A 13,650-nucleotide genomic window follows, 5' to 3' on the forward strand; every position below is an offset into this window, starting at 1 on the left:
ATCAAGGAGATTTTTCTCAATGAAAATTCGCTCAGGACGCCCCCGACAAATTCCCTATGCTGCTGGTGTTATTTTAGCCTTACTTATCATCGGCTTCACTGGAAATATACAACTCACAAATGCCGCAGATACATACGAAATTGATGCAGCACATTCGATGATAATTTTTCGCGCAAAACACAGCGGTGTTAGTTACAATTATGGCAGATTCAACGAATTCACCGGCAAGATCACGATGGACGCGGACGTGTCCAACAACATGGTAGAATTTGAAGTCAAGGCAGCGAGCGTTGATACTGGCAACGAAAAACGAGATCAGCATCTCAGAAGTTCCGACTTCTTTAGTGCGAAGCAGTTTCCCGTTATTACCTTCAAAAGCACGAAAGTCAGTGCGAAAGAGGGGAAAGAGGATGTGTTGGAGGTCACAGGCGACCTCGAACTGCACGGTGTTAAAAAATCGGTCACGGTGGACGTTGAAATTACAGGGCGAGGTCAAGGCAGACAGGGTGAATCCCTGATCGGCTTTGAGAGCACCTTTACGATTCAGCGGAGCGAATTCGGTATGACTTACGGGATGGGATCCGTCAGCGACGACATCCGAATCACCGTCAGTATTGAAGCCGCGCAAAAGTAGTTTTTTAGTAATTCGCAAGGCGTTGAATGAACGGAATAGGACATCAATGCGTCTTAAATGCATTGATGTCCCAAAACACACAGAGGATATTGGCGGTGTTAATATTCAAACAACTGATCCTCGGTTTACTGCTACCGGCTGTTGTCACCGGCGGGATTCTTGTGTTCGCAAGGTCTTTGGTCTCTAAAGAAGATGGAGATGGCACTATAGGCGGAACCGGTATATCCTCCGGGTGCCGCATCGCCGTCGCGTTGGGTGCTGGATACATCGTTGGCTATATCGGTTTGGAAGGCTTGCCGCCCTTCCCGCCGCGTGAGGGTGTCCAGTGGCTTCCCTATTTCGCTGTACTTGGGGGGATCCTTGGATGTTTTTGGCATCTTTCGCTTTGGGGACGCGTGTGCGTCCAAGTCGTGCTGTCGATTGCTATACCACGGTTGCTTCTGAACTCAGCATTTAAGTATACATGGGGACCCCTTGAAGGGATCGTCTGGTGGGTATGTCTCGCCGCTGTAATTTTTATCTTTTGGCATCTGGTCCAGCAGAGTTTTACGCGCTTACCGACAAGTGCTGCCCGTTCCTTTGTATATTTTGGGATTTCTGGTGGAACTGCTTTAATCCTCGCGGTCTCCGGGACGCTGCGATTAGCGCAACACGGCGGTATTCTCTTAGCACTTTTCGCCGTGAGTTGGATTATGGTGCTTGTTCTACAACGGCGTCCCAGTAGCTGGGACCTCTTTCCATCCGGTGCGTCCCCCGTCGTGACACTCCTTCTTGCAGGTATCTGGATGAACGGTTATTTTTTTGAGGAGGTGCCAGCGGCAAGTGCTGTGCTGTTAGCGATCTCACTCTTTTTCGCACCCATCGGGCGGATAGCGGTCGTTCAGAGACTTGGTGCATGGCGTTCTACCCTTGTCCAGATAGCAGCGATAGCGTTACCCGTTCTTATTGCGATTGGTATCGCTATCGCACGCTCCGGCTTATTTGGGGACAGCAGCGGTTATTAATTAATGATGAACAAAAGGTTGAAGGCATTTGCCTAAATATCTTAATGTGAGCTCGGCTTAATGTGGAAAGAACAAACAATCGGAGGGAAAAATGAGTTTGGCACGTAATCTAACCCGTTTTGGCGTGTTGTATGCGTTAAAACTCGCTGTTAATAGTTTTGTCATGCCACTGCTGCTTGGCATCTTGTTCGTTTTTAACGGTTGTGTAAAGATGGAGGCAACCCGAAAGGCGGATTGGGAGACACACTTCACGGATCTGCACTTCGTCAATCACAAACAGGGATGGGTTGTCGGGGAAAAAGGGCTAATTATTCATACAATGGATGGCGGAAAAACGTGGAAGCAACAAGAAGTTGACACAACAGGCGTTGGATATCGCATACCCGATGCCTCCTTAGACTTCAAGGCGGTCTACTTTACGAACGCAAACAATGGTTGGGCGGTTGGCGATGAAGGGTTAGTTGCGGTAACTGACGATGGCGGTAAACACTGGACGCTGCAACGAAGCGGCACCTCGGCGATGCTCCTTGATGTGTATTTCGCCAATTCAAAAGAGGGGTGGATCGTTGGAGAAGATTCGGATGTCCTCTATACCAAGAACGGCGGAAAAGCGTGGAAACGGTTCGAGTACGTCAGCGAATTTATGCTCAACGGGGTCTGGTTCGTTAGCGATTCCACAGGATGGGTCGTCGGCACTCACGATAGAATTCTTCATACCAAAACCGGGGGCGAATCGTGGCGAGAGCAGAGTAACCGCTTTGCAGGTGAACGCGACCGAATGATCAACGACAATAAACAGGTCTTCTTCGTCAGCGATAACGAGGGCTGGATTGTCGGCAGTGACGGCTCTATCTTCCACACAGCGAACGCTGGGGTCAATTGGCAACGCCAAGATAGTCGGATTCCACTCATTAATGGACACGTCCGAGATACCATCAACAGTATCCATTTCACAGATGAAAATTACGGGATCGCCGTAGCAGATGTCGGCTTTATTACGCGGACCGAGGACGGTGGCGACAACTGGCAATTGATGGACAGTGGCACCGAAAACAATTTGACTGGCATCCAGTTTACGACACCTACAGAGGCATGGGCGATTGGGTGGTACGGCACTATTTTACACACGACGGATGCCGGGGCGACATGGGAGATGACCAGTGGAACGACTGCGAATGATCTACAGAATGTCCAATTTACGAATGCAAATCGCGCCATTGCAGTCGGTAGGCGCGGGACTATGGCGATGAGCGAGGATGGCGGACAAACTTGGAACGAAATTGAAACGGATATCTGGGACGGCATCTGGAACATTTATTTCGCAACGGACAAGCACGGCTGGGCTGTCGGTGAACGTGGACTCATCGTCCACACAAGTGATGGCGGCACGAACTGGGAACGCCAGCGCGGGCCTTCTGCCTTTACACTCCGGTCTGTCCACTTCATTAGTCCTCAAGTCGGTTGGGCTGTCGGGGATCTCGGGAGTATCATACACACAATTGATGGCGGCACAACGTGGCTTTCACAAACCGCCACGGGCGATTTTCTCTCCTTGATGCTAAAGGGTGTATTTTTTCTTGATGAAAAGAAAGGGTGGGCTATCGGATGGCCCGGGGTCTGCCTCACGACGGAAGATGGCGGGCTGACATGGAACCAGCAGGCGACTGGGACCTTCAATGAACTCTATGCCGTTTACTTCGCGGATGAAAACACCGGCTGGATTGTCGGACAGTTTGGCGAAATTCTACATACGACAAACGGCGGAGAGCGGTGGAACTTCCAACGCAGCGGCACGCAAGCAAACCTAAATAAACTCTATTTTGCGGGTACACAACACGGATTAATCGTGGGTGATGACGGTGTGATGCTCACCACTGTCAACGGCGGCAAAAAGTGGGAAGTGCAAGAGAGCGGCACCGATAACGACCTCTACGGACTCGCACTCTCACCCGACGGTGTCGTGGCTGTCGGTAAGGGTGGAATTGCGATGCGTTACTCTATTGAAGAGGCGGAATTGCCAGCAAAATTGCCACCTGTCGCCGAAGAACCAGAAATTATCACGGCTGAAGAGGAAATCCCTGTTGAACCCGTTGCCTATCATTGGGACATTATTCGTCAAGCAACGTGGCGAACGAACTTTGCCGATACGTATTTTGTGGATGCACAGAACGGATGGGCAGTCGGTTCTGGGGGCGCAATCGCACATACCACAGACGGCGGCAAGACATGGCTGCCACAACACAGCGGTGTCAGTGAAAACCTACGCCAGGTCGAATTTTCTGATGAAAAACACGGACGAATCCTTGGGACTGGTATTTTACTTCAGACCGAAAATGGGGGTGAAACGTGGCGACCGATTCTTCAGGCAACCAAGCAGAACCTACCACGCGTTAGCACAATGCATTTCCTAAATGCCAATGAAGGTTGGCTCGGAGGAACGATCGGGCAATTCGTGCATACCGCGGATGGCGGCAAAACATGGAAAATCCAGAAGACCGGAACCACACTGGCAAACATCACCGACATACACTTTATCAACAGTCAGGTAGGGTGGGCAGTCACACCGCAACGCCGAGATGGCGGGTTTATTCTCCATACTGTTGATGGTGGCGATTATTGGAAAATTCAGGCGAAGACAAATCAAGCGGGTGTTGCTGTCCACTTTGCTGATGAAAACCGAGGGTGGGTGGTTCTCGGCAACGGCAATTCTTTGTTGACTGAGGACGGTGGTGAAACATGGAGATTGCAGACCACGACCCGAAGCACACGCGGAAACCTGCGAGGCATCACCTTCCACTCACATACCAACGCTTGGGGACTCGGTGGTGGCGGCGTGTATATCACCGAAGACCAAGGGATCACTTGGAAACTTGTGTCTGTTGATACAGGAGATGATGCAGACGATAATATGTTCGCTATGGAAGAATCCAACGAAGAATTCAACCCGTTTTTACTCGGAGAATCCGAGCCAGAGATGGAGGAAACAGAAGAAGTGGAGGAAGAGGGAGCAGAGGGACCGACGTTACAATACGATGAAACCCCGGAGGAAATCCAAAATCGACTTCGGGCGCAGCGGCAACGCCCCGGACGTTTCGCCCCTGAAGGTGAACTTCCGCCTAACGCTGAACAAGCGACGCCACCCACAGTGCAGCGGCAGCAGCAACCACCCCCACCACCGCCAGAGCCGCGAGGACGCCGCGGACGCGGTGCCCGCCGCATCGCCAGCGTATACTTCTTGGACGCAGCACACGCCTGGGCTGTCGGAAGTGGCGGCAGTATCTACCACACCGCAGACGGTGGAGATACATGGGAACGCCAACTCGGTGAACAGCAGCGCAATGACTTCCGAGAGGTCCTCTTTTACGATGACAAAAACGGTTGGATAGCCGGGGACAGCGGCGTGCTATTGGAAACCCAAGACGGTGGACAGACATGGGAGACACTCCGAAGTCGGACGCGCCAGCGCCTCATCGGTGTTCACTTTGCGAGTCTCGAACCTGAAAAATGGGGATGGGCAATGCAACGCGACGGAACCGTCCTCTATACGACAGATGGCGTGGCGTGGACGGCAGGGGATACGCCTGAGCAACCGCCTTTCATGGAAGGCGACTCACCCGGGACGTTCTCACTGAACGATGTGGATTTCGGCAAGTTTTCTGAAGGGTGGGCTGTCGGGCGACTCGGATACATCATCCATAACAAAGATGGTGGTCCCACGTGGACAACTCAGCGCACCACTGCAAACGACACACTCATGGATGTGGATATGAAATTCGCACCCCTGGGGTGGGCTGTCGGGAAAAGCGGGGTGACCCAACGTACCATCAACGGTGGTGAGTATTGGCGGCTGCACGAAACGAAGATTAATTACGATCTCAATGCGGTTTCATTTGTTGCGAAGCGGACAGGCTGGGCGGCTGGTGAAGCGGGGATCGTCCTCAAGACGACGGATGGTGGTTTTAATTGGAGTCCCAAATCAACGGGTGTCAACAAAACACTTCACGGTATCATCGCGCTCTCTGAGAAGGAGGTCTACGCGGTCGGCGAAGAAGGGATCATCATCCGTTCAACCGATGGCGGTGAAACGTGGGAGCAGGAGCACACCGATATCGACAACAACCTCTATGTCATCACCCGTTCCAAAGATGGTAAATCGTTATGGGTTGTTGGGCAGTGGGGCGTTGTCCTCCGTCGCAAATTAGAGACCCCCGTGCGGATGTCAATGCGATAACATGGAGGCGTTCATGTCGTCTATTGCAACAAGAACGTAAAGGAAAATTAAAAAGAATGAAATCGAAATCCAGTAAAGCATTACTTATTTCTGTCCTATTGCACCTCGGTGCTGGGGTGCTCGGATTCTTTTTCTGGTTCAGCACCCAGCCGCAGCGAAATGCGGATGCCATCAACGCCCTGTTCGTCATTGAGGAAAAGCCGAAAGTCAGACGCGTGACACCTCCGAAACGCACGCAAGTCAGGCATAGAAGAACGCGGGATGTCAGCCAACCCCGCCTGAAAATCCTCACGAGCAATCAACCCGCCAGCACTCGGGGCGTTGTCTCCGCAGCCGAACCCGCACCTTTCCAACCCTTCGACTCGCAGGATGTCGGTGAGCCGATCGGTCCCACTGCAACCAATGTCGAATTTGACAATACGCCACGTGTTCAAAGGGTTATCGAACGTCCCTTCAAAAAAGAGAAGAAAGCCAAAGCACGTTTTAAGAGTCGGTTGGTGCGGTTCATTGAGGCACAGGAAGGACCGCAGCGTATTGTCTACTGTGTTGATCTATCTACGAGTATGCAAAACCTTCCGCCGCGGAAACTCAAGCGGATTATAGATCTCATGCGGAATTCGCTAACATTCCTTGAACCCCACGACAGTTTCAACATCATGGCGTTTAGCACGGAACTCATTGTCTACCGAGACGGATTTGTTCCGGTAACAGAACAGACGGTTGCCACAGCGTCAAACTATCTCGCCGACATTCACGCCCAAATCCACACAAAAGGGACCGACCACGATATGCTATCGGCATTGACGGAGACCGCTAAAACCGCGCCAACCCTCGTTGTTCTCTTTAGCGACGGCATTCCGACCACGATTTCAGGACCGGATCTCACGCTTGTGGGTGAACATGCTGCAGGCAACGGTCGCATCTTCGCGATGGGCATCGGAATGGCACCGAATTTCCCGGGTGCTGTGATGTTGAAGCGACTCGCGAGCGTCAGTGAAGGCGATCTGTGGCTCGTTGATAGGGGTAGGTAACCGAAGCTCGTAACGAAGTGGAGGGGATCTTGAGCGAAAACCGTCAAATTACAAACCACGTCCTGCCTCCGCAAGATAAAATTAAAACACGTGCCGAAGAGATTGCCGAAGGGCTCTATCCACATCAAATAGAGGGGGTCGCTTTCCTGCTCGGTCGCCGCCGGGCACTGCTCGCCGACGATATGGGGCTCGGTAAAACCCGGCAGTCCATCATCGCCATGGTTGAAGCAGAAGCCGAGGGTCCCTATCTCGTGATATGTCCCGCCTCTGTCAAACGGAATTGGGTACGTGAAATAGAATATGTGCTCCCCATGGCTGACCCCGTCATTGTGGGTCCCGGTCCTCTCCCGTCAACCGACTTCCGAGATTGGGTGATCATCAACTATGAGATCCTTGGCAAACACCTTAAAACGCTGCTCGCGTTTGAATGGAAAGGTATTGTCTTTGACGAAGCGCATTACTTAAAAAACCACCAGAGCCAACGCAGTCGGAACGCCGCGAAACTCGTCAAAGCACTTCAACGTCAACCGATCGTCCACGCGTTAACGGGAACCCCGATGACGAACCGGCCTCGGGACCTTTTCCCTATTTTACAATTGGTGGATCACCCGCTTGGCAAGAGTTTTCTCAGTTTCGCCAAACGGTACTGCGATGCCTATCAGGGCGACTTCGGGTTAGTCGCAGATGGCGCGAGCAATATTGAGGAATTGACCGTCCAACTCCACGGTGTGATGCTGCGGCGCACCAAAAATGAGGTGTTGGATCTGCCCCCCAAAGTCCGGACGTGGTTGGACGTTGAGCTCCATCCTTACGCAATCCAGCATTTCAACAACGCCGTCCGCGAGTTCTTAACGCAGTTTGACGCACCGGAATCCGTTGGGACGCTTGAAGATGCGTCGGAAAATTCGGAACGCCGACAAGCGGTTGGCAGGTTAACGACAGCCCGTCGAAAACTCGCGTTCGCTAAGTGCCGACACACCATCAAGTTTGTCGAAAACGCCTTGGAACAAGGGGAGAAGGTCATTCTTTTCACGGCGTTCCTTAATACGCTGGAACGGTTCCACAAACATTTCGGTGACCGATCGGTTTTCGTCTCTGGGGAAGTTCCCACCGAGGCGCGGCAGGACCGAGTGGATCAGTTTCAGAACGATGAAAACGTCAAACTTTTCATCGCCAATATGCACGTCGCGGGGGTCGGCATCAATCTGACCGCGGGTCGGCAAGTCGTCTTCAATGATTTAGATTGGGTGCCAGCGAACCATTGGCAGGCGGAGGATCGTGCCTATCGCATTGGACAGACAGGGACCGTTAACGTCACCTATATGATCGCGCGCGGCACAGTAGACGAATTCGTGCAGACTGTGTTGGAGACGAAAGCCGCGTTGATGGATGCCCTTGTTGAAGGCACGGTGTTGATCCCCGGTGACGAGAATGCGCGTCAACCGGATGTGCTCAGCGAACTCAAGCGGATGATGAATGCGCTCTCTGTGCATGCTGCGGCGGTCAAAGAACCGCAGTTGCTCACTGTTCTCCAACAAGCGAGCGATGCCTACTTTGAAGAGAACGCCTTGCATCTCGAAGAAGCCACGCGTGCGCAGTTGCGTCCCTATTCCGAAGAAGCCATCCGCACTTTAGCCCAAGTGCTGACGGGTCCCGAGCGCACCGTCTACCGCGCCGAAAGTTCTTCGCAAAAGGACAAATTTTATACGCTGGAAGTTGTCGGTGCAGATGTAACGTGTGATTGTCCGGGCTTCACGCACCGTGGCAGTTGCCGACACGTCCGTCCGCTGAAAGCTGCCCTCGTTGCAGGAAAGCCGTTGCCGAAAGGATATACGGAAGTTCCCCCCGAATAAATTTGACATCTGTCAGAAAGTAAGGTATATTTTACTACGAAGGAGCGGCGTAAGGTTATGAGAACCGAAACCAACATAAGGAGGCCGGATAAATGAAATGGATAATGATTGTATCTTTCGTGCTTTGTTGTCTCTTACCAATAGCAACGCGGGCAGAATTGCCTCTTGACGATCTTGTCCTCTATATGTCTTTTGACGATGTTCAAGGCAACAAAGTTATGGACGGTTCAGAACACGGAAACCATGGCACAATTATGAAGGCATCCCTTGCGAAGGGCAAAGGGAAATATGGCAACGCGATGGAATTCAAAGGCGGGGATAACCATGTCTTAATCAAGAGTTCTGATTCGCTCTCAATTAAGGACGAGGTCACGATTGCCGCTTGGGTCAATTGGAACGATGCCCCTGGCAATGGTTGGTTGTGTATCATGGCAAACGGGATGCAAGGCGGACCCTGGGAAAACTATGGACTCTTTGTCAACCGCGGGAGTCGCTACTTCTACTTTACACTCTCTGCGGGCGGTGAAGGTGCCCATAAGGTGATGAATTCTGGTGCCGGTACGACGGAACCTGAGAAGTGGACACACTGTGTGTGTACCTATGACGGCAAGGATGCCAAAATCTATATTGATGGCGACCTGATAAATCAAGCACCGCATGGACTCAAATTGATTGCTGGAGAGGAAGATTTGAGACTCGGCCATCGCGGTGGAAGCGGACACTGGTATAACGGTTTGCTCGATGAAATCGCAGTGTTTTCAGTCGCTTTAGATGAAAATCAGGTTAAAGAAGCAAGCGGCAACATCGATGACGCACTTGATGTTGAAGTGCGCGGAAAATTGGCGACTGTCTGGGGTAAAGTAAAGGCGGAGCGGTAGTTTGATACCGCAGGCGGTATCGTGTTTCTTGTATGGCTGGAGTAAAAACAATTTCTAATTCAAGAAAAGGGCGTGATGGGGCACAACAGAGATTTCCGATGGGGTTTCTGCTCCATTTCGTCCTTGTTTTTTTCTACTATGCCTGCTCTGAGCAAGAAGCATCCAAGCCCCCTGAAGGCATGGTGCTGATTCCCGCGGGCACCTTTCAGATGGGAAGCACGACAGGAGATGTCGATGAGGTGCCGGTGCACACGGTGGAACTCGATGCGTTTTACATGGATCAGCATGAAGTAACGAACGCCGAATATCAGGTGTTTGTTGCCGCAACAGGGTACGCTGCCCCGCGAGGGATCGGTTATACGTCTGTCTACGAACTTCTCAAACAGGGTTACGAACCGTGGGACGACCCGGATTTCAATCACCCAAATCAACCCGTTACAACCGTGACGTGGTTCGATGCGACTGCCTACTGTGAATGGATGGACAAACGGTTACCGACGGAAGCGGAATGGGAGAAAGCGGCGCGCGGCGGCTTGGAAGGCGCACGCTACCCTTGGGGTGATGCCGAACCGAATCACACAAGTGCCAACTTTGCTGACAGCCAAACGGAATTTGAGTGGCGGCGTGCCGATGTAAATGACGGATTCCTTTTTACCGCCCCTGTTGGAACGTTTCCGCCCAACCGTTACGGTTTGTATGATATGGCGGGGAATGTCTGGGAATGGTGCGCGGACTGGTACAGTCCGACCTATTACAGCGACGTGCAAGGGACGGAAAGTCCGCTCCGGAATCCGAAGGGACCTGACACCGGTGAACGCCGTGTCCTACGGGGCGGAACATGGTACCGCGCTGCGCATACCATCCGCACTGCCGAACGCATCAGCGATTATCCGAGGAATAGTCTCAACGTTGTCGGATTTCGATGTGCCATGGATGTCCCATAAATCACGGGGTTTTTGTTTTCAGATATATAAATTGCAACTTTACTTGACTTTTTGGCATAGAAACGGGTATAATTAAAATACCTCTTGGACAGAGGTTAAACCTACCCCGTCCTGAGGACGACGCTAATCTCCTCCATTTAATCAAGCTAAAAGGATGACGGGAGGGTATAGGGAACTCTCCCGTTATCTTTTTTCGTTTCCCCTGAGGCGGTTACAGATCGCTCCCACCGGAACTCGGCATACATACGTCCAAAACTTTCAGAGCCTTCGCATCAACAATCGCAATCGCAAGGGTCCCGCGACTGTGATTCGAGAAGGACACTACCCACGCAAACCCCTGAAAGGCGGGATACGCGTGAACCGCGCGCTGTCCCGCTAAAACGGTTTTGACCCGCGTATCCGATTCTGCGCACCGAATGACAAGGTTTGCTTCTTCCTGAGAAGGGACCCGCTGCGTTTCCAGTAAATCCAGGATCTGTTTGCCTGCGTCTACTTCCGGGGGTAATGCGTTCGGATGCTGCTGTGCAAGGTTTCGGAGATGGGTCGCGTATTGACGATAGGCATCTCGGTGTTTTTCGTAGTCCGTGAGTCCGTAAGCGATTGGAATTCGCTGATACTGTGCGGCGCACATCTCCGCGGCATCGGCTTCAAGCCGCAAGACTTCGGCGTAATCTCCCTTCTGTTCTGCCAGTTCTCGCTGTTTCCTGAAGAAGGTTGGATAGATACCAAACTCGTAAAACCGATGCGGATAGCGCGGTAACCACGTTGCGATGAATTTCACGATTTTTTCGCGCTCGGCATTCATCACGGCAGAGGCATCGGGGTTACAATCCGCTTCCATAAATTTCTGCCACGCGGCTTCGGCGCGAGTCAGGTGATATTGGTGGAGTTCCTGAATCTCACGCGCCTCTTTTTCGGCGCGTGCTACCCACTTCTCGTAGCCGTGTAGCGTATAGTAGGCGTGTGCGATCTCGTTCATCGGAACAGAGATGCGCTTGAGACATTCCGCGGCGGCTTCGTGCCAGAGGGCACGTCTACCAAAATCGCCGGATTGCGTGTAGCGGTCAATAAAGACCGCAGCGGTCGCCGTGCCTTCCCGAATTGCGATAGCGGGCTGCGCGGTTAAAAGCAGAATCGGAAGAATCAATAAGCCACGCATCAAAACGTGTCCCTCGTTTGTGACGGGTTATTGTAGCATAAAGCGGACGGTTCCAGAGAAGGTTTCATCAGGTGCAAGCACAATCACGCCTGCTGGGATCCCCCGTGCCTCTAAATTGATAGCATCCGTTGGGCAGGTGTAAGGCTCAAAACAGATGGCATCCCTATCAGGCGGGGTATAGACAACAAGCTCCCTGAACTGTGCGTCCGATTCCATCACCATACCGTAGCCGGTATCTCTGTTTTCTATGCGGCATCGACTGAACCCCTCAACCCATTGAACGTCCGTGAAAACATGGTCGAGTTTCAGTTTCGCGAACGGCTGCCCATTCCGGAGATCCAGCGTGTCAGCAACATCGTGCTGTGTCCCGGTTGGCACGAGAACCCCGTCCAATTCCCAATACTTCGCAGCGGGGACGGTAATTACGGCTTCGGCTGCGTTCGCCTCGGTGCCGAGGTCTACACTAAAATAGGGATGGATACCGAACCCCATCGGCATGTTTCGAGCCCCCGTGTTCTCAATCGCAATCCCCATCGTTAGCACGGCATCTTTGAGCGTATAGGTAATCTCGATTCTAAAAGGGAACGGATACTGGCGACCGACATCGGGAAAATCTTGAGAATTAAGTGAACATACGAGTGTCGCGCCGTTTTCATCGGCGATATGGCTCTCGACCTGATACGGGAGATTCAACAATAAGCCGTGGATCGTTGTAGGGGACTCCGGTGCTTTGTCGAACTGGTAGGTTTCTGCCTCAAATTGCCACGTGCCGTTGCGGATTCGGTTGGGAAAAGGAAATAGAATCGGATTGCCGTAAGCAGTCGGACGTTCCTCCAAGGTCGCGAGATCCGGCGGGGCATCTATCAGGTTCAACCACGTCTCCCCATCGGCGACCCTGAAGGCGTAGCAGTTATTACCGAGTGCCGGGACGATCTCAGCGACAGCCTTTCCATCTTGCTGGATGTAGTAAACTTGAAAACTACTTACCGTTTCTACGGCTACTGAATACGTTGTATCCGCCATCGTTCTCTCTCCATCTGCGTTTGTGGGTATTGTTGAAAGTAAGAAAAAAGCACAAGCCGTTGCGATTTGAAGTGCCGGGTGCCATCTCCTCCTTCCAGATCGACGAAAAGAAAAAATTCTCATTGCTGATTAGCACCTCTCTTTTGCTTTACGGCACGGCGACGCGTGCCTGCTACTTTTGAGCACACCAGTGAATCCCACGCTTTAGTATTTCCCGGAAGCTCGGATTCGAAAAGGTAACATCATCGTGTCCACTCTGGAAACAGAAGATGCGGGAATTGCCGTATTCACGCGCCCATCCCAATACATCCATACTGTTCGGATGATCGACTGTTAAGAGGATCGCACTATCATCACCGGCGGACTTCATGGTATAGGTTTCGTCGCCCATTTCCCAGTCTGCGAGCCCTTCTGTGATGGGATGCGTTGTATCAGCGATTTGCACCTGCAACGTCTGCCGAGGATAGTAGCCGAAATCGCGTTCATGGATACCGCACATCTCAGAGTAGGCATCCCAGTCTGGGAACGCTAAGATGGCGTGATGCAGAATTACCATGCCCTGCCCACGTTCCGTTAAACCAAGAATCGCCTGCGCTTGTGCATCCGTTGGATAGGGACGGTGAAAGTTATAAAAGACGACGGTATCGTAGTCCTTTTGGCGTGGGTCGTCTACAAAATCGTCCAGATCTTCCCGGACGAATTGAATGCCTTCCATACTTTCAAATACTGCGTCAAATTGCTTTTCCTGAAATCCGTGTTCACCGGTTACGACTGCGATTTTCATTTTTTAATTTTCCTTGCGGTTCGGTTCGGCGGATTTGGGGTTTAACGCTTCAGCCCGTATATCCGCCCTCCATTTCATTACGGGCTTGCAAACTTTGGCATCATGAAAA

10 protein-coding genes are annotated in these 13,650 nt (G+C 52.0%); 7 read left to right on the forward strand and 3 right to left on the reverse strand.

All coding sequences use genetic code 11. From position 1 onward, the window contains the following. Window positions 1–19: 19 nt before the first annotated feature. From F4X88_06445 to F4X88_06475, 7 genes are all read left to right on the forward strand, one after another. Window positions 20–634 carry a YceI family protein gene (locus tag F4X88_06445; protein MYA55912.1) on the forward strand — a complete coding sequence of 205 codons (615 nt, stop codon included), beginning with the start codon at window positions 20–22 and terminating at the stop codon, window positions 632–634. A 95-nt stretch (window positions 635–729) separates the two neighbouring features. After that, a complete protein-coding gene (locus tag F4X88_06450) occupies window positions 730–1,638 on the forward strand; it encodes a hypothetical protein (GenBank protein MYA55913.1) in 909 nt (302 codons plus the stop codon). 91 nt (window positions 1,639–1,729) lie between these two features. Then, on the forward strand, window positions 1,730–5,869 hold the full coding sequence (locus F4X88_06455; GenBank protein MYA55914.1) for a hypothetical protein: 4,140 nt from the start codon (window positions 1,730–1,732) through the stop codon (window positions 5,867–5,869). After that, window positions 5,797–6,900, forward strand: coding sequence for a VWA domain-containing protein (locus tag F4X88_06460; GenBank protein ID MYA55915.1), 1,104 nt, complete (start codon window positions 5,797–5,799; stop codon window positions 6,898–6,900). The genes F4X88_06455 and F4X88_06460 overlap by 73 nt, the downstream gene beginning before the upstream one ends. 29 nt (window positions 6,901–6,929) lie before the next feature. Continuing rightward, window positions 6,930–8,753: a DEAD/DEAH box helicase gene (locus tag F4X88_06465; protein ID MYA55916.1), complete on the forward strand. Its 1,824-nt coding sequence runs from the start codon at window positions 6,930–6,932 to the stop codon at window positions 8,751–8,753. Between the two features lie 92 nt (window positions 8,754–8,845). Beyond that, window positions 8,846–9,631 (forward strand): LamG domain-containing protein, encoded by a 786-nt coding sequence (locus F4X88_06470; protein ID MYA55917.1) that lies wholly within the window; start codon window positions 8,846–8,848, stop codon window positions 9,629–9,631. 32 nt (window positions 9,632–9,663) lie between these two features. Continuing rightward, window positions 9,664–10,575 (forward strand): formylglycine-generating enzyme family protein, encoded by a 912-nt coding sequence (locus F4X88_06475; GenBank protein MYA55918.1) that lies wholly within the window; start codon window positions 9,664–9,666, stop codon window positions 10,573–10,575. A 211-nt stretch (window positions 10,576–10,786) separates the two neighbouring features. On the opposite strand, the gene F4X88_06480 is transcribed toward F4X88_06475, so the two are convergent. Genes F4X88_06480 through F4X88_06490 form a run of 3 tightly spaced genes read right to left on the reverse strand, consistent with a single transcriptional unit; the run spans window position 10,787 to window position 13,541 of the window. After that, window positions 10,787–11,734: a hypothetical protein gene (locus tag F4X88_06480; protein ID MYA55919.1), complete on the reverse strand. Its 948-nt coding sequence runs from the start codon at window positions 11,732–11,734 to the stop codon at window positions 10,787–10,789. A 27-nt stretch (window positions 11,735–11,761) separates the two neighbouring features. Beyond that, the gene (locus F4X88_06485; GenBank protein MYA55920.1) at window positions 11,762–12,880 is read right to left on the reverse strand and encodes an aldose 1-epimerase; all 1,119 of its coding nucleotides are present in this window, start codon (window positions 12,878–12,880) and stop codon (window positions 11,762–11,764) included. A 49-nt stretch (window positions 12,881–12,929) separates the two neighbouring features. Then, complete coding sequence (locus tag F4X88_06490; protein ID MYA55921.1) at window positions 12,930–13,541, reverse strand: ThuA domain-containing protein; 612 nt, start codon at window positions 13,539–13,541, stop codon at window positions 12,930–12,932. Window positions 13,542–13,650 lie beyond the last annotated feature (109 nt).

Source organism: Candidatus Poribacteria bacterium, from assembly GCA_009839745.1.
Lineage (GTDB): Bacteria > Poribacteria > WGA-4E > WGA-4E > WGA-3G > WGA-3G.